Raw genomic sequence first — 24,893 nt, forward strand, 5'->3', positions numbered from 1 at the left:
CCAGCACCGGAGGTCCTGATGGCGAGCACGCAGCGAGTTGCACATGAACGGCAACGACGGCGCCGCACGCGCAGCGGCGTGCTGCTCTCCACCGACACGATCATCGACTGCGCTCTGCGGCTCAGCCACGAGCACGGGCCCGACGCCCTCAGCGTCCGCCGCCTGGGTGCCGCGCTCGGCTGCGACCCCAGCGCGATCTACCGCTACTTCCACAACACAGACGACCTTCTGCTCGCCATCGCGGACCGCCTGGTCGGCCGAGCTGTGGAAGGCCTCCAGGTCGGCGACGACTGGATGGCCGGGCTGCGTGAGATGGCGCACCGGATTCGCGACAATTACCAGGCCCAACCCCGGGTGGCCGTGCTCGTCGCATCCCGCGTCACCCGCCGCGAGAACGAGTTCCGCGCGGTCGAAACCGGTGTCTCCCTGCTCCTGCGGGCGGGATTCGATGCCCGCACCGCGGTCCAGCACTACCACGCCTTCATCGACACGGTCCTCGGCCACGCGGCTCTGGACGTGGCCGCCCTGACCCTGCCGAAGGACAAGTACGAAGCGGACGCGCAAGCCTGGACGAATGCCTACCAAGCCCTGCCCGCGGAGACCTATCCCGCGATCGCCGCGGTACGGCACGAACTGCCCAGGATGGCGGGCAGTTCGTTCGACAACGCAGTCGACCTGATGATCTCGGCCATAGCCGCGCAAGTCCCGGCCACCAAGGTCCGGCCGAGGGGGAACATGCGCGCGGCAGACCGTGCCAGCAGGAAGTCCAAATAGGATTTCCAGGCTGTCGGGTGATATTGCCGGACAGTACGTGAGGTCCCGGCACAACGGTCAGAGCTTTGGGTTCCCTGGCGCGAGGACTTCGCGCGGCTTCCCGCCGCAACTCAGCCCGCAGCTCCAGGCTTCGAGCCTGCCCCCAAGCCAAACATCAAGATATGTCGCCGAACGCATGGCTATCAGTGAGCGCTTACTGGGCCCGGCGCGGGTTCATGGAGAACCGGCGCCGGGCCTTCGGGCAGGGGTTGGTGGTCGAGCGCTGGCGATCGTCGGCGAGGCGAGCCTGCGCCGCGCCGGGAACCGGTTGAAGTGGCAGCAGAGAGCAAGGCCGTTCCGACGCCTTGGAAAGGCGTCGGAACGGCCTTGCGCGTCATCGGATAGCACCTCAGGAATGGGTCGGCATCGCGAATTCCGCGCGCACCTGGCTGTCGTTGGGCCAGCGGGTGGTGGCGGTCTTGTAGCGGGTGTAGAACCGCACGCCTTCGGGGCCGTGGACGTGGTGGTCGCCGAAGAGCGACCGCTTCCAGCCGCCGAAGGAGTGGAAGGCCATGGGCACCGGGATCGGTACGTTGACGCCGACCATGCCCGCCTTGACCTTGGCCAGGAAGGTGCGGGCGGTGTTGCCGTCGGCGGTGAAGATCGCCGTGCCGTTGCCGAACTCGTGGTCGTTGACCAGCTTCAGAGCCTCGGTGAACGATTGGGCGCGCACCATCGCGAGTACCGGGCCGAAGATCTCCTCGCGGTAGATCCGCATGTCCGGAGTGACGTGGTCGAAGAGCGACCCGCCGATGAAGAAGCCGCCCTCGTGCCCGGGGAACGGGGTCTGGCGGCCGTCGACGACCAGCTCGGCTCCTTCTTCGGTGCCCACGTCGAGGTACCCGGCCACCTTGTCCCGGTGAGCCTTGGTGACCAGGGGGCCCATCTCGACTCCGTCCTCGGTGCCGGGGCCGACCTTGAGGTCGGCGAGGGCCGCGATGAGGCGCTCGCGCAGGGCGTTCGCGGTCTCCTCACCGACGGGGACGGCGACCGAGATCGCCATGCACCGCTCGCCGGCCGAGCCGTAGGCGGCTCCCATCAGCGCGGCGACGGTCTGGTCGAGGTCGGCGTCGGGCATGACGAGCATGTGGTTCTTGGCGCCGCCGAGCGCCTGGACCCGCTTGCCGTTGGCGGAAGCCGTCTTGTGGACGTACTCGGCGATGGGAGTCGAGCCGACGAAGCTGACCGCCTCGACGTCGTCGTGCGCGAGGAGCGCGTCCACGGCGGTCTTGTCGCCGTGGACGACGTTGAACACGCCCTTGGGCAGTCCGGCCTCGGCGAGCAGCTTGGCGAGTTCAACGCTCAGGGTGGGGTCCTTCTCCGACGGCTTCATCACGAAGGTGTTCCCGCAGGCGAGCGCGACGGGGAACATCCACATGGGCACCATGGCGGGGAAGTTGAACGGCGAGATGCCCGCGACCACACCGAGTGGCTGGCGCAGGGACACCGCGTCCACCGCGCGGGCGACGTTCTCGGAGAACTCCCCCTTCAGCTGCTGGGGGATGCCGCAGGCGAACTCGACGACTTCGAGCCCGCGGACGATCTCGCCCTTGGCGTCGTCGAGCACCTTGCCGTGCTCGGCCGTGATGATCGCGGCCAGGCGGTCCGTCTCGCGTTCCACCAGGTCTCGGAACCGGAACAGGATGCGGGCGCGGATGTGCGGCGGGGTGACGGACCAGGTTTCGAACGCCTCGGCGGCGGCCCGGACCGTGGCGTCCACGTCCGCGGCCGTTCCCAGGGCGACGAGGCCTGTCACCTGGCCGGTGGCCGGGTTGTACACCTCGCTGCGGTGCTGGGCGTCGCGGTCGTCGAGGCGGCAGTCGATGTAGTGGTCAATGTGTGCGGGGGCGGTTGCTGTCGTGGTCATCGCGGCTCCTCGAGTGGCTGGGAATCAGACCCATTTCTAGGCGTAGATCCGGGAGTAGAGGTCCTGGATCTGGTCGGTGGTGGGCACGACGGGGTTGTTGGCAGGCGAGCCGGAAGCAAGCGCCTGCTCGGCCATGAGGGGCGTCAGGCGGTTCCAGGCGTCCTGGTCGATGCCGTAGTTACGGGGCGTGGGTACTTCCAGGTCACGGCACAGGCTGCGGAGGGCGTCGACGAGCTTGTCGGCGGCCACGGCATCGCTGTCCGTGGTGGCCGCGGCTCCCAGGGAGCGGGCGCAGTCGGCGTACCGGCTGGGCGCCGCCTGCACGGAGAAGGCGGTCACCGCGGGGAACAGCATGGCGTTCGACAGGCCGTGGGCGACGTGGAAGTGGGCGCCGATCGGGCGGCTCATGCCGTGCACGAGGGCCACGCTGGAGTTCGAGAACGCGATGCCGGCCTGGGTGGCGGCGAGCATCATGGCCTCGCGGGCCTGGGCGTCCCCGCCGTCGGCGTAGGCGTGGCGGAGATGGCGGCCGATGGTGCCGATCGCGGTGAGGGCGAGGCTGTCGGAGAAGGGGTTGGCCTTGCGGCTCACGTACGCCTCGACGGCGTGGGTGAGCGCGTCGATGCCGGTGTCGGCGGTCAGCCGGGGTGGCATCGACATGGTCAGTTCGACGTCGACCACGGCGGCGAGCGGCAGGAACGCCGGGCCCAGGCAGAGCATCTTTTCGTCCGTGGTGCTGTCGGTGATGACGGTGAACTGGGTTGCTTCCGATCCGCTGCCGGCGGTGGTGGGGACCGCGATCACCGGGAGCGCCGGCCCGAGGTTGACGCGCGGCGCCTTGTACTCGCGCATGTGACCGCCCTGCACGCCGAGCAGGGCGAGGGCCTTGGCGGTGTCCATCGGGCTGCCGCCCCCGAACCCGATCACCGAGTCCGCGTCGTGGTCGTGCAACGCCTTCAAGCCCGAGGCCACGGAGTCGGTCGTCGGGTCGGGCACGGTGTCGGAAAACAGCCGCGGGCGTAGCCCGGCCTTCAGCAGCGTCGCCTTCAGGTGTTCCGCCGCGCCCGTCCCGACCAGGAACGCATCCGTCACGAGGAGAGGGCGGTTCAGCCCCAGTCCCATGATGACGTCGCCCAACTCGTCGGCGGCGCCGCGGCCGACGCGCATGATCCGTGGCAGAGACAGGTTGGCAACCATGGAGAACCTCTCAACGGTGGGAGGAAGGGGAGGGTGGCTTGGTGCTCCGGCCGGGGCTGTTCGACTGTGACACCCGCGGCGATGTGCGTTCAATCGCCAATGACGCAGACGCGATGTGCAGAAATGCAGATAGGGTGTTCCCGTGCACCCCCGTTCCCGCCCAGCCGCCGGGGATCCGGCCCCGCCTCCGCCGGCGGACCGCAGCAGGCTTGATCCGCGCTTGATCCGCGCGGACGATCTTCGCTACCTGCTCGCGGTCGCCCGCACGGGGCGTCTGGTGGCCGCGGCCGACGCACTCGGCGTGGACCACACCACCGTGTCCCGCCGTGTCGCGGCATTGGAGAAGAGCCTGGGCTTGCGGCTGATCGAGCGCGGTTCGGAGGGCTGGGCCCTGACGGACGCCGGTAGGGCCGTCTCGGAGAACGCACGCGCGATCGAGGAGGCCCTCGCGCGCGTCGTCGACGCAGTGTCCGGTCAGGACGCGCCGTCACTTCACGGCACCGTGCGGGTGAGCGCCCCGGACGGCTTCGGCACCGTCGTCGCCACGCCCGCCCTGACCCGGATACGCCGACGCCACCCCGGTCTCCAGGCTGAACTGATCACGGCGACCCGGCAGCTGGCCCTACATGCGTCCGGTTTCGATCTCGCCCTGGCCATCGGCAGACCGTCGGGGAGCCGCCTGGAGACCGAACACCTCACCGACTACACGTTGGGGCTGTACGCCAGCGACGAGTACCTCGCCCGGTGCGGGTCCCCTGGGACACTTTCCGACCTGCGAGAACACGTGCTGATCTTCTACATCGAGTCGATGCTCCAGGTCGGCGACCTCGACATCGAACGCCATCTGCCGGGATTCACTCCCGCCTTCTCCTCCACGAACGTCTTCGCCCAGCTCGAAGCCACCCGCCTGGGGGCGGGCATCGGCGTGCTGCCGGCGTTCCTGGCCCACCGGGCCCAGCTGCGGCGGCTGCTGGCCAACGAGGTCGACATCCGACTGCCGATCACGCTGGCCGTGCGGCGGGAAGCGGCCACCCACCCCGCCGTCCGGGCCGTGCGCGACGCCCTACGGCAGGAGGTCGCTGACCGCACCGCAGAGCTTCTCCCGGAATGACCTCGGCCGGCTTCCCGGCCGCATGGGCCCGCCGCTCACGAGCCTATTTCCGACGCGTTATTCCCCGCACGCCCGTTGATGTTGCCTCTGAGGGCAAGGCTTGGCGTCCAGCCATCCCGCTGAGGCATAAGCCGGAAGGTCCCCTTTGCACATGGACAACGTCACGCCCTCCCTCGAAATCCCGAAGACAGTTCCCGTTCCTGTTCTCGATGACAAAGACCGCGTCGAAGGTCGCGGTCGGAGCACTCGTCGGCAACGCCTCTGAGCGGTACGACTTTTCCTCTGCACCGCTGCCGCCGCCATCGTCTTCGACAAGCAGTACCTCCTGCTGTTGCTACTGGCGCAGGAGCACTTCGACGCGTGGGCCGGCGCATCCCCTTCCCGTGTCCGGGCTGATCGGGAGCCGAAGTCGGCGAAGCGTCGTGCGGGCCAGCGGTACGAGGAGCGCGGCTAGGAACGTTCTGCCCTCAGGCCCGGACGGTGAGCGGTCATGTGCCGAAAGTTGTTGACCTGCATGGACGTATTTCTCGGCACGTACAGGATGAGGTTATCGGCAGAGGCAAGGACATCAAGGGTGATCCCGCCGGGCCCGCCTGCCGCTGTGCGCGAGCCCGGCCACCGGCGGCCGACCTTGAGGCACGAAAACGACGGTTGCGCTGTCCAGTGGAAACGACAGCACAACCGCCCATATCTGTTTGCTTCCAGTCGGCAGCAGGGTGTGACTGCTTCTGGGTGGGAGCAACGGGTAGAGCTCGCTAGCTAGGAATTGGCTGATCTAGATGCGGTCTCTGGGAGTACTAGGGCCTGGTTACCAGCCGCCCCAGCCACCCCAGCCCCAGCCACCCCAGCCCCAGCCACCCCAGCCCCAGCCCCAGCCCCAGCCGCCCCAACCTCCCCAGTTGGTGCGCTGACGACCGAAGACATTGCTGATCTTCATGGCTGTTCCTCATCGTCGCTGTTGGGTGTCATGGTTTCAGTGGATCTCTGGTTCAAAATCGTGCTGTGCGCAGTGACAACACCAGGCGCGCTCCTGATGGCGAATGGGCGGGAGTGCGCGATTATCCCCCAGCCATCGGCGGAAAGGCATCACCGATGGCTCTCATGTACTGCGTTTCCAATAGTAGTGCTGGACTCCGGTGAGAAAAAGGGGACCTTTGCCCCGCGCACGTTCCGTGGCCACTGAGTAGTCGGCGGACCCGCTGATTCACCGACGCGAAGGAAAGAGCGTTGCGCTACGAACAGTCGGCCACCAGAGGCAACATCGACAACGAGATCTGCTGAACCACAGCCCAGGCAACCTGAAACCGTGGGGCTCAAATCACTCGTGCTGGGCAGATGACAGGTCGGCGGCGTCGGCCGAGGCGTTCACCGCCCCGCCGCAGGGCGCCGACGTTCTGATCGCATGGTTCGTCGACCGCGTGACGATCAACGGCCCGCGCGGCGCATGCTCGTCAGATGTCATGGAACATCCGTGTTCGGCGGTCGGGCCGGCCTCACCTCTTGCGGGCCAAGGTGAGGCCGTCGGCCATCGACAGCATCGCCAGGTCGACGCGATCGTCCTCGAGCAGGGCGGCGTTCAGTTCTCGCACGGCGACAGTGTCCGCATCGGACGCGTGCTCGTCGACGACACGTCCGAAGAACACCGTGTTGTCGATCGCGATCAGCCCGCCTGGCCGTGCCAGCTGTAGCGCTTTCTCGTAGTAGGCCGGGTAGCCGGCTTTGTCCGCGTCCACGAAGATCAGGTCAGCTCCGGCTGGGGCGAGTTCGGTCGCCAGTGTGGTCAGGACGTCCGTCGCCGCCCCGATCCGGACATCGATCCGGTCCGCCACTCCGGCCCGCTGCCAGTACGGTTTCGCGATCATCGGCCATTTCTCGGAAATGTCCACAGTGATCAGTCGTCCGCCGGTGGGCAAGGCGCGGGCCATGCACAGCGTGCTGTAACCGGTGAACGTGCCGACTTCCACGACTGTCCTGGCGCCGATCAACGCGACCAGCAAGGCGAGGAATTGGGCTTCCTCGGCCATCACCTGCATGGCCCGGCCCATCGGCAGCTCGACGGTCTCTTTCCTCAGGTCGCTGAGGATTTCGTCGTCCCGCAGAGACACCGTTCGCACGTAGTCCAGCAACGCGGGCGAGAACTCAGTTTGCTGTGCCATCTTCTTCCAATCAGTGGGACAGGCCGAACTTGCTGTCGATCAGGTCGAGAACTTCCTGCGCCGAAGCGTCGGCGAGGTCGAGGGCCTCCGTCGCCGGACGTTCCCGCAGGTTCGACAGCAGCCCTTGCAATCGGCCGCTGACCTCCGCTCTGGTCGCGTCATCCGGCTTCAGCGCGGGCAGCAAGGACTCCAGGCGGTCCAGGGCTTCGATCAACGGTGCCGCGGTACTCGGGGGCCCGAGCAGGGTGCACAGGTGTGCCGCCAGGTCGGTGGGCGTGGGCTGGTCGAAGATCAACGTCGGTGGCAGCCGCAATCCGGTCGCGACGCCCAGCCGGTTGCGCAGCTCGGTCGCCATCAGCGAGTCGAAACCCAGGTCGCTGAACGCCTGCTGCGGGCGCACGGACTCCATCCCGGTGTGCCCCAGCACCGCTGCCGCGTGGCTGCGCACCGCATCCAGCACCACGCCCTGCTGTTCCACTTCGGACAGTCCGGCCAACCGATGCGTCAGACGTTCCGGCCCACGACGTACGTGCCGCTTGACCAGTCCGCGCATCAACAGCGGTACGTCCTGGCCGGGGGACAAGGCGAACCGCGCCGGAACCAGCAGCGCACTGTCCAGCCGGACTGCGGCATCCAGCAGCGCCAGCCCTTCGGCCGCCGACAGGCCCACCGCGCCCGCCCTGGCCAGCCTGGCCCGATCGATGGCGCTCAACCCCGCGATCATCCCCTCGGCGTGCTCCCACAGTCCCCATGCCAGCGACTGCCCCGGCAATCCCTGCGCTCGCCGCTGTGCAGCCAAACCGTCGAGCACCGCGTTCGCCGCGGCATACGCCCCTTGACCAGGGCTGCCCAGGATCCCGGCCGCCGAGGAGAACATCACGAAGAACGACAGGGGCTGATCCTCGGTCAGCTCGTGCAATGCGAGCGCCGCCGTCGCCTTGGACCGCATCACCCGCTCGATCCGATCCGGCGTCAACGACTCGAGGACTCCGTCGTCGAGGACACCCGCTGCATGGATCACGCCGCCGACGCGGACATCCGTCAGCACCTCGGCCAAGGCATCCCGGTCGGACACGTCGACGGCGGCCACTCGCGCGCCCAAGGCGGCGAGGTCGGCGGCTCCCGGAGCAGCCATTCCCCGGCGACTGAGCAACAGCAGGTTCCGAACACCGTGCTCGGCCACCAGATGCCGAGCCACCAGACCACCCAGGACGCCGGTGCCGCCGGTGATCACCACCGTCGCCTCGGGATCCACCAGGGGAGTGGCCGTGCTGATCGGCGTTGCCGCGGCTCGCACCAGACGTGGCACCAGCATGCGGCCGGCGCGGATCGCGACCTGGGTCTCCCCGGCGGCCACCGCGGCCAGGAGCGCCGGCTCATCGTGCGTGCCGTCGGTATCGACGAGCACGAACCGGTCGGGGTGTTCGGCCTGTGCCGAGCGCACCAGCCCCCATACCCCCGCGGCGGCCAGGTCGAGTACGTCCTCGTCGGTGGTCACCGCGACCGCCCCGCTGGTCGTGATCACCAGCCGCTGGTGTTCGGACCGCTCGCCTGCCAGCCATTCCTGCAGCAGCCGCAGAACCCGGCCCGCCTCGGCCGGTTCCGGGCCTCCGCCACAGCGGTGCGTCACGAAAGCGAGCCCGGACGTGCCGTCGGCCGTTGCCGCGGGCTGCCAGTCGAGCGTGAACATCGCCTGGTCCACTGCCGGTGCGGCGGTCACCGGCCGCACGGTCAACGACTCCACCGAGAACACCGGGTTGCCGGTCTGATCGCTCGCCACGAGCGTCAGCACGTCCTGCCCCCTGCGGGTCAGCCGTACGCGCAGGACCGAGGCGCTTGGTGCGTGCACCGAGACCCCGGTCCACGCGAATGGCAGCCCGCCCTTCTCATCGGCCGTCCGCAGGAACGCGGCCGCGTGCAAGGTCGCGTCGAGCAGGACCGGGTGCAGGCTATAGGCACCGTCGTCGTCAACGCCCACCTCGGCGAACACCGCGTCTTCGGTCCGCCATGCCGAGCGCAGCCCCTGGAACGCCGGGCCGTACTCGAAGCCCAGTTCGCGCATCCTTTCGTAGGTGCCTGCCAGCGGGATCTCGGTGGCGCCCGCAGGCGGCCAGCGGGTCACGCCCGCGCTTGGTTCGGCCTCGCCGGCCGACACGCTGCCCGACGCGTGGCAGGTCCAGCCGGTCTGGTCACGTGAGTACACCTTGACCGTTCGGTCACCCGCCTCAGCCGGCTCGAGGACGACCTGCAGGTGCACCTCGTCGTGCTCCGGCACCACCAACGGCGCCTGGATGGTCAGGTCCGCCAGCACCGGGCAACCAGCCAGTTGTCCCGCGGTGACCGCCAAGTCCACGAATCCGGTGCCGGGGAACAGGACGACGCCACCGACGGCGTGGTCGCCCAGCCACGGCTGGGCCTGCCGGCTCAGCAGCCCGGTCACCACCAGCCGGTCGGAGTCCGGGGACTCGACCACTTCGCGGAGGATGCCGTGTTCGAGAGCGCCCGTGCTCCGGTGCGCGTCCCCGGTGCGCGCGCTGACCCAGTACCGCTCCGACTGGAAGGCGTAGGTCGGCAGCTCGATCCGGTGCCCGGCGCCGCCGAGCCACGCCGGCCAGTCCACCGCCGCTCCCGTCACGTGCAGCCGGGCGAGAGCGGTGAGCAAGGCAGCCGGCTCGGTGAGTTGCTTGCGCAGCACGGGTATCCACGGCACGGTGTCCTGCGCCATGCCGGAAAGCACCGCGTCGGGCCCGATTTCCACGCAGCGTGCCACGCCCTGGGCGACCAGGCTGTTCACGCAGTCGCCGAACCTGACCGTGTCCCGGATGTTCGCGACCCAGTAGTCCGGCGAGCACAGCTCCGCCGCCGACACCAGCGTGCCGGTGACACCGGACAGGAACGGGATCGCCGGCGGTCGGAAGTCCACTGTCCGCGCGACAGCCCGGAATTCCGCGAGCATTCCGGTGATCAGCGGCGAGTGGAATGCGTGGCTGACCGGCAGCCGGGTCGTGCGGACGCCGCCGGCCGCCAGTCCCGCGGCGGCTGCCAGGACGGGTTCCGCGGCGCCGGAGAGCACCACGGCGTCAGGTCCGTTCACCGCGGCGATCGCGACCTGGTCGTTCAGATACGGCAGAACCGTCGATTCCCCGGCCCGGATCGACACCATCGCCCCGCCGGTGGGCAATGCCTGCATCAGCCTTGCCCTGGCGGCGACCAGCCGGGCCGCGTCGGGCAGGGACAGCACCTCGGCGGCATGCGCCGCGGCCAGCTCGCCGACGGAGTGTCCGAGGACGACGTCCGGACGCACTCCCAGGGACCGGACCAGCGCGGTCAACGCCACCTCGACGGCGAACAGCCCGGTCTGGGTGAACTCGGTCTGGTCGAGCAGATGGGGCGTCTCGCCCCAGATCACCTCGCGCAGCGGGCGGGACAGGTATCGGTCCAGCTCGGCGGTGACCTCGTCGAACGCCGTGGCGAACACCGGAAAGGCCTCGTACAGCGTGCGGCCCATGCCCAGTCGCTGCGATCCCTGCCCGGGGTACCCGAACGCGGTCGGGCCGTCGGATCCGGTCGCTCCGACGATCGTCCGTGGCGTGGGGGCGTCGTCCGCGAGCGCGGTGAGGCCGGCCAGCAACTCCGCGCGATCGTCGCCGATCACCACCGCGCGGTGTTCGAACGCCGACCGCGTGCTGATCAGGGAAAAGGCGACGTCCGCCAGATCGGCTCGATCCGGTGTGCAGCTTGCGCGCGAGCGCCTGCGGGGTCGCGTGCTCGAAGACCACGGTGACCGGCAGCCGCAGGCCGGTGGCGGCGTTGAGGCGGTTGCGCAGCTCAACGGCCATCAGCGAGTCGAACCCCAGCTCGCGGAAGGTGCGGTCGACCTCGACCGCGTCCGTTCCCGGCTGCCTCAGCACGCCCGCGGCGAGCTCACGCACCAGGCCGGCCAGGATGTTCTCCTGGTCGGCGAGTGCGCGCCCGGACAGCCGCTCCCGCAACGGCGCCGATCGGTCCTCTTCCTCGGTCCGGTCGCTGCCGGAGAGGTTCGCGAGCAACGGGCTCGGCCGCAGGGCGGTGAACGCGGGGATGAACAGCGACCAGTCCACGTCCGCCACCACCGAGGCCGCCTCGCCGTCGTCGACGGCCCGGCGAAGTGCGGTGATCGCCGGTCCGGGGGCCATGGCGCGGACTCCGAGCCTGCTGAACAGTTCCCGCAGTTCGTGCGGCGTGTCCGACAGCCCGGTCTCGGTCCAGCCACCCCAGGCGATCGACGTGGCCACGAGGCCGTCCGCCCGGCGCCCGGCCGCCAGGGCGTCGAGGTAGGCGTTCGCCGCGCTGTAGGCGGAATGGCCCGCTCCGCCAAGCACCCCGGACAGCGATGCCATGAATACGAACGCGTCCAGCGGGACGTCCGCCAGCAGGGTGTTCAGGTTCGACGCGCCCGCGACCTTGCCCGAAACCACCTCGGCGAATTCCGCCAGCGTGGTTTCGGAGGCCGGGGCGTACTTTCCGCTCACGGCGGCGGCGTGCACCACCGCACGGAGCGGGAATTCCGGGGGGACGCGGGCGAGTACCCCGGTGAGGCCCGCGAGATCTGCCGTGTCGCAGGCTTCGTACGCGACGGTGACGCCGGCTTCGGTGAGTTCCTCGGCCAGTTCGGTGGCGCCCGGCGCCTCGGCGCCCCTTCGACTCAGCAGTACGACGTGCCGCGCGCCGTTGCGGGCGGCCCACCGGGCGATCTGTGCGCCCAGCGCGCCCGTGCCACCGGTTACCAGGATGGTGTCCCTCGGGCGCCAGGGTGCGCCACCGCGGCGTGGGGCCGCAGCCCTGACCAGCCTACGGGCCAGCGCGCCCGAGGCGGTCAGCGCGATCTGGTCCTCACCGGTCCCGCTCGACAGCACGCCGGCCAGCAGCGCCTCGGCGGCGCCGGGCATCGGAGGCAGGTCGAGCAGGCCCGCCCACAACCTCGGATGTTCCTGCGCCACCGCCAGTCCGAGGCCCCAGACCTGGGCCTGGGCGGGGGAGGGCGTCCGGCAGGTCGCCGTTGTCGCGCCCCAGGTCAGGCACCACAGTTTCGCCGTCCCCGCCGCCTCCGCGGTCATGGCCTGCACCAGGGCCAGCGTCAACGCCACACCGACGGGAACCGACCGGTGGTCAGGGTGCGGCTCCTCGGCCAAGGCCAGCAAGGACACCGCCCCGGCGACCGTCCGCGTGTCGCTCACCGTGCCGTGCAGCAGTTCGGCGACTCGGTCGCGGTCCGCGTCGCTCGCCGACAACGTCACCGTCCGGATGTCCGCGCCGCTGGCCGCCAGGTGCGTGCGAACCGCGTGGACGCGCTCGTCCTGCTCGTGCGTCTCGGGCACGATGACCGCCCAGATGCCTGGCAGCGCCTGCGTTCCGGGCAGCGCCAACGGTGTCCAGGCGACTCGGTACCGCCACGAGTCGACGGTGGCCGTCTCCTCGGCCTGTCGGCGCCAGGCGGCGATGGCGGGCAGAGCCGCTTGCAGCGGGGTGTCGCCGGGGACACCGAGCAGCTGGGTCAGTGCATCCACGTCGCCGCGGTCCACCGGGCCCCAGAACGGTTGGGCCGCCGCGTCCGCAACCGTTGCCGCGGTCCCCTCCTGCTCGATCTCGTCGGCCAGCCAGTAACGCTTGTGCTGGAAGGCATAGGTGGGCAGGTCGACGACTCGGGCGTCGGTGAAGGCGGCTCGCCAGTCGACGGCACCCCCGCGCACGTGGACCTCGGCGACAGCGGACAGGAACTGCTCGCGACCGCCGTGATCGCGCCGCAACGTGCCGGTGACGGCGGCGTCCTGGCCGGACTCGTCGATCAGCTCCTGCAGGCCCATCGTCAACACCGGCTGCGGGCTGACCTCCACGAACAGACCGTGCCCCGCGTCGAGCAAGGCACGCACGGCGGCGTCCATCCGGACCGGCTCGCGCAGATTTCGGTACCAGTAGGCGGCATCGAGAGTCGTCGTGTCCTGCCGGCGACCGGTGACCGTGGAGTAGAAGGGAACGGCTGCCGAGCCGGGTGTGACGGTCGTGAGAGAGGCTTCGATCTCTTCTCGGAGTTCTTCGACGCGTTCGGAGTGCGCGGCGAAGTCCGCTCCGGGGACGCGCCAGCGCAGCATGCCCTGGCGGGAAAGTTCGCGTTCGAACCCGTCGAGGGCGTCGAGGTCACCGGAGACCGTCACCGCCGCCGGGCCGTTGACCGCCGCGACCCACAGACGGCCACGCCACGGCTCCAGCAGATCCGTGACCTCGGCAACCGACGCCACTACGGACAGCATCCCGCCGAGGCCGCACAACCGGCGCAGCGACTTGCTGCGCGACGCGACCACGTGCGCGGCGTCCTGCAGCGACAACGCACCCGACACGCATGCGGCCGCGATCTCCCCCTGCGAGTGCCCGACAACGGCCGATGGCGTCACGCCGTACGAGCGCCACAGCTCGGCGAGGGACACCATGACCGCGAACAGCACCGGCTGAACCACGTCCACCCGATCCAGTCCCGGCGCGCAGGCAACACCCCGCAGCACGTCCGGCAACGACCAGTCGACCTGCCTGCCGAGTGCGTCCGCGCACTCGGCCATCCGGTCGGCGAACACCGGTTCGGTGTCCAGTAGTTCGCGGGCCATGCCCGTCCATTGCGTGCCATGGCCGGGAAAGACCATGACCAGCCGCCGCGCCGCATCCGTCCGGCGACCCGAGACCACGTTGCGGGCAGGCCCGGACTGCCCGGCCAACGTGCCCAGACCATCCGAAATGGACGATCGGCCGGACCCGACGACCACAGCGCGGTGGTCGTGGACCGCGCGGGTGACCACGAGCGAATGGCCGACATCGGCCGGGCGCGGGTCGTGCTCGAGCACATGCGCACGCAGACGCTCCGCCTGGGCGCGCAATCCCGCTGGGGATCGAGCCGAAAGCACCACCGGCACAGCGACATCCGGCGCGTGCCGTTCCTCGGCACGGTCCGTCGGCGCCTGTTCGAGCACGACGTGCGCATTGGTGCCGCTGACCCCGAACGACGACACCCCGGCCCGCCGCGGCCGGTTCACCTCCGGCCATGGCCGCGATTCGGTGAGCAGGCGGACCGCGTCGCCGGACCAGTCCACCTGATCGCTGGGTTCGTCCACGTGCAGCGTGCGAGGCAGCACGCCATGCCGCATCGCGAGCACCATCTTGATCACGCCGGCCACCCCCGCCGCCGCCTGCGCGTGCCCCAGGTTCGACTTGATCGAACCCAGCCACAGCGGCCGGTCGGCGGGCCGGTTGCGGCCGTAGCTGGCCTGAAGCGCCTGGATCTCAATGGGGTCGCCGAGCCTGGTGCCGGTGCCGTGCCCCTCCACCGCGTCGACCTCGTGCACCGACAGGCCCGCCGCGGCTACCGCCGTGTCGATGACGTGCTGCTGCGCCGTCCGGCTCGGAGCCGTCAGGCCGTTGGACGCGCCGTCGGAGTTGACCGACGAGCCGCGAATTACGGCCAGCACCCGGTGTCCGTTGCGTCGCGCGTCGGACAGCCGTTCCACCAGCAGCGCTCCGACGCCCTCACTCCAGCCGGTCCCGTCTGCCGCGGCCGCGAAGGATTTGCAACGCCCGTCCGCCGCGAGGCCGTCGTGCTGGGCGAACACGGTGAAAGTGGCCGGAGTGGACATCACGGACACACCGCCGGCCAGCGCCAGGTCGCACTCACCCGCACGCAGCGACTGCGCCGCCAGGTGCAACGCCACCAAGGACGAGGAACACGCGGTGTCCACCGTCATCGAGGGACCGCGTAGTCCGAAGGTGCAGGAGATCCTCCCGGAAGCGACACTGCCCGAGATGCCGGTGACGAGGTGCCCCTGCAGTGCGGTCGGCACCGGGAGCCCGGACAGGACGTAGTCCGAGCCGCCCATCCCGGCGAACACCCCGGTGCGGCTGCCGCGCAGCGAGTCGGGGTCGATGCCCGCTCGTTCGAAGGCCTCCCAGGCAATTTCCAGCAGCAACCGCTGCTGGGGATCCGTCGCGAGCGCCTCGCGCGGTGCGATGCCGAAGAAGTCCGCGTCGAACTCGTCGGCACCGGTCAGGAACCCGCCACGGCGGATGTACGCAGTCGCGGGTTCGCCTTGGGCGGCGGCACCGGAAGCGGCGAACCGCCAGCCGCGATCGCTCGGGAAGTCCGTCACGACATCCCGGCCCTCGGCCACCAGCCGCCACAGGTCTTCCGGTGAGTTCACTCCGCCGGGGAAACGGCAACTCATACCGATGATCGCGATCGGTTCGCGCTGGCGGTCCTCGGTCGCCCGGAGCTGTTCGGTGGTCAGATCGAGTTCCGCGGTGACCCGTTTGAGATAGTCAAGCAGTTTGTCGTTGCCTACCATCCGGGCCCTCCTCGGAAAATGCGAACAAAACACCCACGCCACGGATGCGAGACATTGGCAGCGTTGTCGCTGTGCCGTTGCCGCACAGTTTTCACGCGCAAAAGAATTCGACGCCGCGATGTGACCGGCGTGGCCTGCGGTCGACTGGTGAAAGTCCCAGTGCCTTGACCTCCGTCTCGCACGCGCGCCGCAGCGAAGAATCCAATGTGGTCGATGACCGCGGCGATCCCATGCCCATGCACAGGGGGGATGTCGGCGCAGGTGAACTCGCTGAGTGAACAATCCCGGTGTCCTCGGGCCCGGTCTGCCAGCAAATAGCGATCACGTCAAACAGTCGTACCGCGCATCCTCGGCAAGAATCACCACGCTTTGCGTACAGTGCGCGAAAGTGCAGCGTCAAAGCATAAAGGTGCAGGCGAGCCGGCGACCGGTCCATCCGCCTCTGCTGCTGCTAGCGTTGCGCTAACCCACTCCTGTAATGGTGGTAAACCAAAACGTAGGGAGTTGCGTGTGGCGGCTGATCGTCAGGAATGTCCGGTCGCGGTGGTGGGTGCCGGTGTGATGGGGATGGGCATTGCGGCAACTGTGCTGGGCAGCGGTCTGCCGGTCGTGCTGCTGGACATCGACCGCGCCGCGCTGGACCGGGCCGAGCGCACGATCGAACTGCAGTTGCGGCACGCGCGGATGATGGACGCGCTGCCACCGGACCGCACGCCGGGCCGGCTCGTCACCACCACCTCGGTGCGTGCGCTGGCCGGGGCTCGCGCTGTCATCGAGGCCGTCGTCGAACACCAGGCGACCAAGGCCGAGGTCCTCACCGAGGTGGCCGCCGTCGTCGACCCGAGCACCCCCTTGATCTCCAACACGTCGGGCATCCCGATCGACGAACTCGCCGACGCCCTGCCCCGGCCGCGCCAGCTGATCGGCACGCACTTCATGAACCCGGCGTACCTGATCGACCTGGTCGAGGTGATCAGGGGACCGCGCACGGACGAGGCGACGGTGACCGGGTTGACCTCGTTGCTGACGGACCTGAACCGCCGCGCAGTCGTGGTACGCGACTCCCACGGATTCGTCACCAGCAGGCTGCTGCACCCGATGCTCAACGACGCCGCGCGACTGGTCGGCGAGGCAGTGGCCACGGCGGAGGACGTCGATGCCTTGATGGTGGGGTGCCTCGGGCACCGGACCGGGCCGCTGCGCACCGCCGACCTGATCGGTCTGGACAACCTCGTCGATTCGCTGGCAGCGCTGTACGAGCGGACCGGTGAGCAGCGCTACCGACCATGCGAACAACTCCTGGCGAAAGTGCGCGATGGCGACCTCGGCCGCAAGTCGGGCCGCGGCTTCTACGACTACGGGGAGGCACTGTGACCGCAGAGCAGCAGACGGACTCGGCCGCGGAGGAGGTGTTGAGGTCGTACCTGACGGACAGGCTCAAGGCCGACGTGCTCGTCGACCAGGACCTGTTCGCGTCCGGCCTGGTGAACTCGATGTTCGCGATGGAGCTGGTCGTCTACCTGGAGAAGACGTTCGAGGTGGCGATCATCGGCGAACACCTGCGGCTGGACAACTTCCGGACGATCCAGTCGATGGCTGCGCTCGTGCGGACGCTGCGAGACGGCAGCGATGGCTGAACACCTTGCCGACGCCCGTGCACTGGTCGATGAACTCGTCGGCGACCGGGCGGACGCCTGGGACCGGGCAGGCCACCTGCCGCTCCCGGTACTACGCGAGTTGGGTGCCCGAGGAGCGCTGTGCGCGCAGGTGTCTCCCGACTGCGGCGGGCTCGGCCTGACCAGCGCGGACAACGGCGAACTCACCGCACACACCGGCAGCCTGTGCAGTTCCGTGCGAAGTGTGCAGACCTCGCAGGGGATGGCGGCTTGGACGATCGGCCGGTTGGGCACCGCCGAGCAACGACGCGCCTACCTGACCGAGCTGACGAGCGGTGGGCTCGCGGCCATGGCCTTCAGCGAGCCGGACGCGGGCAGCGACCTGTCCGCCGTCGGGACCCGCATCGAACCCGACGGCGACGAGGTCGTCGTGACCGGGCGGAAGGTGTGGATCACCGCCGCGGCCTACGCCGATCTGATCGTGGTCGTCGGCCGATTCGGGACGGATGCGGCGGTGGTCGTGGTGCCCAGCACAGCGGCGGGCGTGCACGTTGAGCGCGTCCCGAACCCGGTCGGCTGCCGGGCCGCTGGCCACGCCGACGTCCGCTTCGACTCGGTCCGCCTGCCCGCGAGCGCGGTGCTCGGGGGCGGTAGGCAGTCACTGGCGATGGTGATCACGACGGCACTGACGTACGGGCGGATGTCGGTGGCCTGGGGATGCGTCGGCATCCTGCGTGCCTGCCTGCGTGAAGCCACCGTCCACACGGGAACCCGCGTGCAGTTCGGAAAACCACTCGCCGAACACCAACTCGTGGCCAGGCGCCTCGCTGAACTCCTGGTCGCCGAACGGGTGGCCACTCGGACCTGTGAACACGCCAGCGCGTGCTGGGACTCGGGCGACCCCGACCTGGCGGTGGAAGCGATCCTCGCCAAACACGTCAGCTCGGGCAACGCGACCCAGGGCGCCGCGTCGGCGATGCAACTACTGGCTTCCCGCGCCGCGCACGACGGCACCGTGATCGCGCGCGCGTACCGGGACGCCAAGCTCATGGAGATCATCGAAGGCACCACCGAGATCTGCCAGATCGTGCTGGCTCAGCACGCGATGGCCGGCAGCGGGAGAAGTCGTGACTGACCGGACGCCACCGGTACCGGTGAAGTGCCTCGTCTGGGACCTGGACAACACCCTGTGGCAGGGAACCCTGCTGGAAGGCGATGAGGTCCGGTTGCCGGACGAGGTGCGCGACGTGCTCGCCATGCTCGACTCGCGCGGCATCCTCCAGTCGGTGGCCAGCAAGAACGACCACGACATGGCCTGGCAGAAGCTGGAGCAACTCGGTGTCGCCGAGTACTTCGTGCTGCCGGAGATCGGCTGGGGGCCGAAGTCCGATTCGGTGCGACGGATCGCCGACCAGCTGCGGTTCGCGCACACCACGATCGCCTTCATCGACGACTTGCCCGCTGAGCACGCGGAAGTCACGTTCCACCTGCCCGACGTGCGCTGCTATTCGCCCGAGCAGCTGCTCGACCTGTCTGTCCTGCCCGAGTTCGCACCAGCCACGGTGACCGAGGACTCCCGGCAGCGGCGCCGGATGTACCAGGCGAACTTCCGGCGGGAAGCCGCGCAGGCCGCCTTCACCGGCCCGGACGAGGACTTCCTGCGTTCGCTGGACCTGGTCATGCGGATCGCCCGTGCCGAGCAGGAGGACCTGGCCAGGGTCGAGGAACTGACCCTGCGCACCAGCCAGATGAACGCGACCGGCGTGCACTACTCCGACGCGGTGCTGCGCGACCTGTGTGAGGACTCCGCGCACGACGTCCTGGTGATCAGCATGGCCGACCGGTTCGGTCCGCACGGTGCCGTGGGAGTGTTGCTGCTGGCGAGAAACGCCGGGTTCTGGCATCTGAAGCTGCTGGCCACCTCCTGCCGGGTGGTGTCGTTCGGCGCCGGTGCCGTGATCCTGAACTGGCTGATCACCCAGGCCCACACGGCAGGAGTCCACCTCGTCGCGGACTTCCGGCCGACCGATCGCAACCGGATGATGGAAATCGCCTACCGGTTCGCGGGATTCACCACCGACCCGTGCGCCTGCCTGGCGGCCTCCGGTCTGCCGCCGAACGCGGACATCCAGCGAATGCACCTGGTACCGGACCGGCGAAACGAGCCGGGCACCATGCGGCTGATCACGGAGGACCTGTCGACCACGTGACCGCCCGCCGACCGGCCTACGGAGCCTTCGGGTAGTCCCCACAAAAGGGGGCGAGTATTGAGTGCCGGGGCGGAGGAATCCGCCCCGGCACTACGCGGGTCGCGGTCGCGGTGTCACAGTGCGGCGAGCAGGGTGCTGCCCGTGGCACGGTTGTCCTGAAGCGGCCTGAGAGCCAGGCGTATCAAGGCGAGCGCGTTGTCGTCACCGGCGATGCGGTTGGCGCTGAGCTCGGCGCAGGACAGGCACTGGTGGATGATCATCCATTCGCCGTCCGCGCGGACGGTCAGGCTCAGGGCCTCCATGCGCCCGTGGCAGCCGGCCGCGCGATCGCCCGGGATGCGGTGGTCGACGTGCCGGCTGACCAGGCAGTGCGGGCAATGGTTGCGGTGCGCGGTACCAGGCGCGACGAGGGATACGTCGAGCCGGCAGCCCACGCACCGGAAGTCATGCGCCCGGTGACCGCCATTGCCGTGCAGCACGTCCTTGTGCCGTTGCGGACGGTGCCGCTGCCTGCGGCTGCTCGGTTGTGTGCGGCGTGGCATGGCTGAAGCCTCCTTTCCGTAGCGGGCGTTCAGAGCGTGCCGAACGCTTCGAGCGGGAACGGAGGCTGCGCCAGGGGGCGCACGGCCATGCGCATCAGGATGAGTTGGTTGTCGTCCGCGCACACCGGGTTCGAGGTGAGCTCGTCGCAGCGCGCGCAGCGGTGGATGAGCATCCAGTCGCCGGTGCGCAGCACCGCGATGGCGATCGGGCTCATCCGCGAGCCGCAGTCGGACGGGCCGCCCTCGACCTGGTCGATGACGTGCCGTGAGTGCAGGCAGGCCGGGCAGTGGTTGCGCCGGCCGCCGTCAGGAACCAGGGTCGATACGGTCAGTCCGCACCGTACGCAGGTGAAGGTGTTGATGGTGCTCTGGTGGTGATTGATGTCGTCGCTGGACACCCGGATGCTCCTTGCTGAGAGGTACGAGATGACAGCAAGAGCAGGCCGAGCGGCCTCGGAGCACCCGCAATCCATTGTGGATACGGGTTGGAGCAAGGCACCGGGATTCCGTCCCGGTAGGACGCCGTGGCGTCACGGCATCGGGGACGGCTACGCGGTGCGGCGAGGCGCGCTCGGCGCGGTCCGGGGCACAAAAACACCTCTTCCAGGGCAAGGCGGAACAAAAGTAGTCAGCTGGACTTCCGCAACGTAACACGCGGCCACCGGGCGAGGTCCAGTTCTTTTAGGGGTCGGGCCAGGTCTGGCGCAGCTGGCCGTCGGTCATCGCATCCGTGCGCCGCCGGGTCCCGGTTCAGCCGGGTGGCCGGATGTTGCGCTCGTGTCCTGGGACGGACTCGATCCAGGTGATGAGGGAGCGCACCGCAGTCGGCAAGTCCCGTTCGGTCAGCACGACCGTCCTGCTGGTTTCCCCGCTCTCGACGGTGATTTCGTAGGACTGGGCGTCCGGCATCGCCGTTGTCGTGCTCGGAGGAACGTTTTCCAGGTCGGCGGCGCGGACCATGTTCCGCAGCGTCGCGGCGTCCTCCTCGGTGAGCGCCGACGTGTCGACGACGGTGGTGATGACCAGACCGGCCAGCCCACCGCCGCGTACGATCGAGACTCTCAGCGGACCCCGACCTCCTTCCATGCCGAGCGCACCGCCTTCTCCGCGTCGTGCCCGGCACCGTAGAGCTCCACCGCCGAGTTCGTGGTCGCCTCCGCGGCCTCCTTGAAGTTGGTGTTCGGCCGCATCTGCGTGGTCAGCGCGTGATACCAGATGTGTCCGGCCTGCTCCCAGGAGTACCCGTCGAGCCTGGTGGCCACCAGGAAGAATGCCTTGTTCGGGATGCCCGAATTGATGTGCACCCCGCCGTGGTCGTGCCGTGGGTCGTTGTCGTCGGGCAGGTCGACGTACTGGTCCATGTGTGCGGGTTGGCCATCGTTGTCGAAGGCCGTGCCTGGCGCCTTCAACGACCGCAGCGCCTTGCCTCGCAGTTCGCTGCCCAGGATGCCCTCGCCGACCAGCCAGTCGGCCTCGTCCGGGGTCTCCTTGGCGATGTACTGCTTGACCATCGACCCGAACACGTCGGCGGTGGACTCGTTGAGCGCACCTGACTGCTTGCTGTAGCGCAGACCAGCGGTGAACTGCACGACGCCATGGGTGATCTCGTGCGCCACCACCGCGATGTCCCGGGTCAGGCTGCCCTTGGCCATGATGAGGCCGCTGCCGTCACCGTAGACCATCTGCAGCCCGTTCCAGAACGCATTGTCGAAGTCGGTTCCGAAGTGGACGCTCGAGATGAGCTCCATGCCCTCGCCGTCGACGCTGTTGCGCTGGTACACGTCGCGATAGAAGTCGTGGGTGTGGTCGGCGTTGTCGAACGCTTGGTTCACGGCATCGTCGTCCACGAGTTGACCGCCTTCGCTGCGCCGGAGGACGCCGGGGAGGTCTTCGTGCCCGCCGTGCTGCACGTCGTAGACGGTTTTGCGTTCCTTCGTCGTGGGGTTCAGCGAGGCGAGGTCCGTCGAGGTGATGCCGAGTTGCTGGAACATCTGCGTGATGACGGTGCGTTTCGTGCGCATCGCGATCGATGTCCCGATGGTGCGCAGCGCGGTCTCCCGCAGTTCCTCGTCGCCACGCATCGCGAGGTCGGCGAGCACGTACTGTGGCAGGATGCTGCATGGCGCGCCGGTGTGGTGGCTGGTTCGTCTCATTGCTGTGCTCCTTCGGTTGCGAAGCCCGAAACTCTCGGCTGTACCGGTCACGGACCGTGCCCGAAGTCGTTGTCCACGGTATTGAGCAGCAGTCCGCCGAAGTACGCGCTGGGGGTGCGTCGTCGGGGCTGCCAGGCTCGTTCCTGAACGCTCAAGTGCGAGGAACCCCATGCAATTACCGTGCCATCACGCGAAGAACCTCCAGCGCCAATATCCTCTTCCTTGCGGTGAGTGCGGGAAGCTGCTCGGTTGTCCACCGCCGGGGCTGCGTCTCGCTCTGGCGCTGATTTCAGGGTGGTCGGCGGCGCAGGTGCCCAACCAGGGGCGAACGTCCCCGGGCCGGGATTCCGCCGCTGCGCAACACAGCCCTCTTTGCTGGCTTTGTGCAGCGCCGACCTCCGAGGCGATCGCGTTCCCGCATGCGGAACGCCTCGAAGTCGATCACGTTGGCGGGCCGTGGTTTCAGAGGCGCGGCCTGTCCAAGTGTGCGGTGGGAGCGGTGCGGGTTATGAAAATCTTCGTACTCGCGGAGCAGTCGCATCAGGTGGGGCAGATTCCAGATCAGCGTGCGGTCGGTAAGTTCGGCACGCAGGCCCCGCGCTGGATCAGAGGCGTCCACAGTGTACGAGGAACGAATGTCTCGGACCGGCCTGCCGCCAGGGGTATCCACGCGCGGCCCTCGTCGTGCCGCGATCCGGTCGCGGCCGCGCGGCTGATCAGTTCAGGCCGGCCATGAACTCGCCGAGCAGGCGGTTCGCCGTACTCGAAGTGAACAGGCGCTCGAAGTCGGCGCGCGCCACCTGATGCCGGAACTCCCCTCGGTGGGTCGGGTCACCGGCGTCGTGGACGGTGTCGGTCCACCACGCCGCGAAGGCCTGGTAGTTCCACACGTCGCGCAGGCGCGTGGCGGAGTAGCCGTCGAGCAGGCTCGGATCGCCGTTCTTGTAGTAGTGGACCACAGCGTCGGCGAAGACGTCGGCGTCGTGCAGGGCGAGGTTCATGCCCTTCGCGCTCATCGGCGGGACGATGTGCGCGGCGTCGCCGAGCAGGTGGAGCCGGCCGTGGCTCAGCGGGCTGTACACCTCGCTCCGAAGCGGCACCACCTGCTTCTCGATGATCGTGCCCTTCGTGGCCAGCGGTTCGCCGAACCGCGCCTCGAGCTCGCTCCAGATGCGCTCGTCCGGCCAATCCGCGGTCGTGTCGTCGAGCGGGCACTGGAGGTAGAACCGGCTCGCCCGCGGTCCGCGCGCGAACTGGCCCGCGAACCCGCGCGAGTGGATCGCCATCATCGCCTGGTGGTTGCCCGGTGCGTCCGCCAAGACGACCAGCCACCCGTATCCGTATTCGTGCGAGTGGCGGGTGATCCGGTCCCCGGGGATGGCAGCCCGGGTCGCACCACGGTCACCATCGCACCCGGCGACGAAGTCGCATTCGATGATCGACCCGTCGCTGAGCCGGACGCGCGGGCGTTCGCCATCGATGTCCTCCACGGACACCTCGGAATCGAACCGCAGGTCGCCTCCGTCCTGTTCGAACACGGTGATGAGGTTCCGGACCAGCACCTGCTGTGGGCAGAACCGCCCGTCCCGGTGGTCGTCCGCGGCGAACTCCAGCTGCCGAATCTCCCCGTCGACGCGGAAGCCGAGCCTGGGCTCGACGGGGGCGCCGCCGATGACCCGGTCTTCGAGGCCTCGTTTCCGGAACACGCGGGCCGCCCGGGTATCGATGACCCCGGCGCGCTGCCGTTGCTCGACGTACTCGCGGCTGCGCCGTTCGGCAACGACACAGTCGATTCCCTCGCTCAGCAGGAAGTTGCCGAGCGCGAGTCCGGACACGCCGGCTCCCACGATCACGATGGACTTGTGCTCGTTTGCAGTAGACATGGCATTTCTCCTCGGCGAAGCAATGATCATCTTCAGTCTCACCGAGCTCGCGACTTCGTACTACCGGTATCCTGACGCTCTATGCTGGAATCCCGCCAACATCCGCCGTCCGGCGTCGCCGATCTTCTCGCGGTTCGGGGATCCATGGCCCACGGGCAGGTGGTGGGGACGCATTCCCACGCCCAGGGACAGCTGCTTTACCCCGCTGCGGGCGCGCTCGCGACCACGACGGAGCGGGGCACCTGGCTCGCCCCGGCGAACCGGATCACCTGGACGCCCCCGGGGTTCGAGCATTCCCACAGGGCCTTCGGCGAGACCGAGATCAGGCGCATCGACCTGCCTACCCGGTTCTGCCGCTTCCTCCCTGCTCGACCGTCCGTCTTCGCCGTGACACCGCTGCTGCGCGAGGCACTCCTGGCGCTCAGCGATGGGCACCCTCGCGGTCCGGGGCCCCGTCACCGGCTCCGCGGGCTGATCATCGACGAGCTCACCGGCGCCCCGCCGCAGGAGCTGTACCTGCCCGAGCCGGCCGACGACCGGCTGCGTGTGGTGACCTCACTGCTCCACGCCGACCCGGGGAGTTCCGCGACGTTGCGCGAACTCGGGCGGACCGCCGGCGCCAGCGAGAGGGTGCTCAGCCGGCTTTTCCAGGACGAGCTCGGCGTGAGCTTCCGGCAGTGGCGGAGCATGCTCCGCGTCCAGCACGCCCTCGTCCTTCTCGGAGACGGCCACTCGGTGACCACCATTTCGTCCCGGCTGGGCTGGGCGAATCCCACTAGCTTCATCGAAGCGTTCGTCGCCGTCGTCGGTGAAACACCCGGCCGTTACCAAGCCGAACTACGGCGCACGGGTGCGCCGTAAACCCTGTCGGCGCGAGGCGGATGACCAGCGACAGGACGGTGGTTCGAATCGCTTCCGTGGTCTGCGCTCGCCGCTCGCTGGATATTGGCTCACTACTCTGTGATACTTTGTAGTGGTACTCGGT

At 68.9% G+C, this 24,893-nt stretch carries 18 protein-coding genes and 1 pseudogene; 7 read left to right on the forward strand and 12 right to left on the reverse strand.

Translation table 11 applies throughout. The annotated features are described in order from the left end of the window. Window positions 1–18: 18 nt before the first annotated feature. On the forward strand, window positions 19–774 hold the full coding sequence (locus BLW84_RS22565; RefSeq protein WP_093268365.1) for a TetR/AcrR family transcriptional regulator: 756 nt from the start codon (window positions 19–21) through the stop codon (window positions 772–774). 388 nt (window positions 775–1,162) lie between these two features. Here the strand turns inward: BLW84_RS22565 and BLW84_RS22570 are convergent, their stop codons facing one another. Beyond that, the gene (locus BLW84_RS22570; protein ID WP_093268367.1) at window positions 1,163–2,680 is read right to left on the reverse strand and encodes a CoA-acylating methylmalonate-semialdehyde dehydrogenase; all 1,518 of its coding nucleotides are present in this window, start codon (window positions 2,678–2,680) and stop codon (window positions 1,163–1,165) included. A gap of 36 nt (window positions 2,681–2,716) precedes the next feature. Next, window positions 2,717–3,877 (reverse strand): iron-containing alcohol dehydrogenase, encoded by a 1,161-nt coding sequence (locus BLW84_RS22575; protein WP_093268370.1) that lies wholly within the window; start codon window positions 3,875–3,877, stop codon window positions 2,717–2,719. Between the two features lie 142 nt (window positions 3,878–4,019). Between BLW84_RS22575 and BLW84_RS22580 the strand changes: the two genes are divergently transcribed. Continuing rightward, entirely contained in the window at window positions 4,020–4,988 is a 969-nt protein-coding gene (locus BLW84_RS22580; protein WP_093268372.1) for a LysR family transcriptional regulator, read from the forward strand. Between the two features lie 808 nt (window positions 4,989–5,796). On the opposite strand, the gene BLW84_RS49940 is transcribed toward BLW84_RS22580, so the two are convergent. From BLW84_RS49940 to BLW84_RS22600, 5 genes and pseudogenes are all read right to left on the reverse strand, one after another. Further along, window positions 5,797–5,925, reverse strand: a complete 129-nt coding sequence (locus BLW84_RS49940) for a hypothetical protein (RefSeq protein WP_281247434.1) — start codon at window positions 5,923–5,925, stop codon at window positions 5,797–5,799. 381 nt (window positions 5,926–6,306) lie between these two features. Then, window positions 6,307–6,450 (reverse strand): hypothetical protein, encoded by a 144-nt coding sequence (locus tag BLW84_RS48440; RefSeq protein ID WP_218157423.1) that lies wholly within the window; start codon window positions 6,448–6,450, stop codon window positions 6,307–6,309. Window positions 6,451–6,481: 31 nt separating this feature from the next. Next, window positions 6,482–7,144, reverse strand: a complete 663-nt coding sequence (locus BLW84_RS22590) for an O-methyltransferase (protein ID WP_093268375.1) — start codon at window positions 7,142–7,144, stop codon at window positions 6,482–6,484. Between the two features lie 10 nt (window positions 7,145–7,154). After that, window positions 7,155–10,652, reverse strand: a complete 3,498-nt coding sequence (locus tag BLW84_RS49235; protein ID WP_093268378.1) for a type I polyketide synthase — start codon at window positions 10,650–10,652, stop codon at window positions 7,155–7,157. Window positions 10,653–10,884: 232 nt separating this feature from the next. Continuing rightward, window positions 10,885–15,546, reverse strand: a pseudogene (locus BLW84_RS22600) (type I polyketide synthase); the annotation flags it as partial. A gap of 468 nt (window positions 15,547–16,014) precedes the next feature. Here BLW84_RS22600 and BLW84_RS22605 point away from each other — a divergent pair. From BLW84_RS22605 to BLW84_RS22620, 4 genes are read left to right on the forward strand one after another with little or no spacing between them, the layout of a single operon-like run. Beyond that, window positions 16,015–16,878, forward strand: a complete 864-nt coding sequence (locus tag BLW84_RS22605; protein ID WP_245761311.1) for a 3-hydroxyacyl-CoA dehydrogenase family protein — start codon at window positions 16,015–16,017, stop codon at window positions 16,876–16,878. Then, window positions 16,875–17,141 (forward strand): acyl carrier protein, encoded by a 267-nt coding sequence (locus BLW84_RS22610; RefSeq protein WP_245761312.1) that lies wholly within the window; start codon window positions 16,875–16,877, stop codon window positions 17,139–17,141. Before BLW84_RS22605 ends, BLW84_RS22610 begins: the two co-directional genes overlap by 4 nt. Next, a complete protein-coding gene (locus BLW84_RS22615; RefSeq protein WP_093268385.1) occupies window positions 17,134–18,255 on the forward strand; it encodes an acyl-CoA dehydrogenase family protein in 1,122 nt (373 codons plus the stop codon). The genes BLW84_RS22610 and BLW84_RS22615 overlap by 8 nt, the downstream gene beginning before the upstream one ends. Continuing rightward, on the forward strand, window positions 18,248–19,330 hold the full coding sequence (locus tag BLW84_RS22620) for an HAD-IIIC family phosphatase (protein WP_093268388.1): 1,083 nt from the start codon (window positions 18,248–18,250) through the stop codon (window positions 19,328–19,330). The genes BLW84_RS22615 and BLW84_RS22620 overlap by 8 nt, the downstream gene beginning before the upstream one ends. A gap of 113 nt (window positions 19,331–19,443) precedes the next feature. Here BLW84_RS22620 and BLW84_RS22625 read toward each other — a convergent pair whose 3' ends face one another. From BLW84_RS22625 to BLW84_RS22645, 5 genes are all read right to left on the reverse strand, one after another. Next, complete coding sequence (locus BLW84_RS22625) at window positions 19,444–19,872, reverse strand: RNHCP domain-containing protein (RefSeq protein ID WP_093268390.1); 429 nt, start codon at window positions 19,870–19,872, stop codon at window positions 19,444–19,446. 29 nt (window positions 19,873–19,901) lie between these two features. Next, entirely contained in the window at window positions 19,902–20,270 is a 369-nt protein-coding gene (locus tag BLW84_RS22630; protein WP_245761313.1) for an RNHCP domain-containing protein, read from the reverse strand. A gap of 352 nt (window positions 20,271–20,622) precedes the next feature. Beyond that, window positions 20,623–20,958: a protealysin inhibitor emfourin gene (locus BLW84_RS22635; protein ID WP_093268395.1), complete on the reverse strand. Its 336-nt coding sequence runs from the start codon at window positions 20,956–20,958 to the stop codon at window positions 20,623–20,625. Further along, entirely contained in the window at window positions 20,934–22,025 is a 1,092-nt protein-coding gene (locus BLW84_RS22640) for a M4 family metallopeptidase (RefSeq protein WP_218157424.1), read from the reverse strand. The genes BLW84_RS22635 and BLW84_RS22640 overlap by 25 nt, the downstream gene beginning before the upstream one ends. 716 nt (window positions 22,026–22,741) lie before the next feature. Beyond that, window positions 22,742–23,908 carry a 4-hydroxybenzoate 3-monooxygenase gene (locus BLW84_RS22645; RefSeq protein WP_093268397.1) on the reverse strand — a complete coding sequence of 389 codons (1,167 nt, stop codon included), beginning with the start codon at window positions 23,906–23,908 and terminating at the stop codon, window positions 22,742–22,744. Window positions 23,909–24,052: 144 nt separating this feature from the next. On the opposite strand from BLW84_RS22645, the gene BLW84_RS22650 reads away from it, so the two are divergent. Next, window positions 24,053–24,769: an AraC family transcriptional regulator gene (locus BLW84_RS22650; protein ID WP_245761314.1), complete on the forward strand. Its 717-nt coding sequence runs from the start codon at window positions 24,053–24,055 to the stop codon at window positions 24,767–24,769. The last annotated feature ends 124 nt before the right edge of the window (window positions 24,770–24,893 follow it).

The sequence above is a fragment of the Saccharopolyspora shandongensis genome (assembly GCF_900106995.1).
Taxonomy (GTDB): domain Bacteria; phylum Actinomycetota; class Actinomycetes; order Mycobacteriales; family Pseudonocardiaceae; genus Saccharopolyspora; species Saccharopolyspora shandongensis.